Genomic DNA, 1294 nt, shown 5'->3' with positions numbered 1-1294 from the left:
GTCGCGGGTGTGGTGGGGGGTTCTTCGAGGATGAGGTGGGCGTTGGTGCCGCTGATGCCGAAGGAGGAGACGGCGGCTCTGCGGGGTCGTTGGGCGGGTTGCCAGGGTTGGTCTTCGGTGAGTAGTTGCACGGTCGCGGCGGACCAGTCGACGTGCGGTGACGGCGCGTCGACGTGCAGGGTTCTGGGTAGTCGCCCGTGCCGCATCGCCATGATCATTTTGATGATTCCGGCGGCGCCGGCGGCGGCTTGGGTGTGCCCGATGTTCGATTTGACCGATCCCAGCCACAAGGGCTGGTCGGCGGGCCGGTCTTTGCCGTAGGTGGCGATGATGGCTTGCGCTTCGATGGGATCGCCCAGTGTGGTTCCGGTGCCGTGTGCCTCGACGGCGTCGACGTCGTGCGGGGAGAGCCGGGCGTTGGCCAGGGCTTGGCGGATCACTCGTTGCTGTGACGGGCCGTTGGGGGCGGTGAGCCCGTTGCTGGCGCCGTCCTGGTTGACCGCTGAGCCGCGCAGCACCGCGAGTACGCGGTGGCCGTTGCGGCGGGCGTCGGACAGCCGTTCCAGTAGCAGCACGCCCACGCCTTCACCCCAGCCGGTGCCGTCGGCTGCTGCCGCGAACGGTTTGCACCGCCCGTCGGGTGACAGGCCCCGCTGCCGGGAGAACTCGACGAACGCGCGCGGTGAGGTCATTACCGACACCCCGCCGGCCACTGCCAGGGTGCATTCGCCCTGCCGCAGCGCCTGGGTGGCCAGATGCGTCGCGACCAGCGACGAAGAACATGCCGTGTCGATGGTCACCGCCGGGCCTTCCAGCCCGAACGTGTAGGCCAGCCGGCCGGAGACCACGCTGGCCGCGTTGCCGGTCAGGGTGAATCCCTCACCACCGTCTGCGGCGGCGTCGCGTCCGTACTCCGAGCCCATCGACCCGATGAACACCCCTGCCGAGGTCCCGCGCAACGACAACGGGTCGATCCCGGCGCGTTCGAACAGCTCCCAGCAGGCTTCCAGCAGCAGCCGCTGCTGCGGGTCCATGGCCAGTGCCTCACGCGGTGAGATACCGAACAGGCCCGCGTCGAACCCGCCCACCTCGGACACGAACCCCCCGAAACGGGTGTACGACTTGCCGGCAGCATCCGGATCCGGGTCGTACAACCCTTCCAGATCCCAGCCCCGGTCCGTCGGGAACACCGATACCGCATCCCGGCCCGAGGCCACCAGATCCCACAACGCCTCCGGTGAATCCACCCCACCCGGGAAACGACACGCCAACCCCACCACCGCAACCGGCTCGT

General features: G+C 69.1%; 1 protein-coding gene. It reads right to left on the bottom strand.

Annotated elements, in window-relative coordinates:
- On the bottom strand, positions 1–1294 hold a 1294-nt coding region (locus AB0O48_RS34525; RefSeq protein WP_365070200.1), incomplete at both ends, for a polyketide synthase.

The organism is Micromonospora sp. NPDC085948 (assembly GCF_040686315.1).
Classification (GTDB): domain Bacteria; phylum Actinomycetota; class Actinomycetes; order Mycobacteriales; family Micromonosporaceae; genus Micromonospora.
The sequence above is the reverse complement of the archived record's forward strand: the minus strand, read 5'-3'. Positions and strand labels throughout refer to the sequence as shown.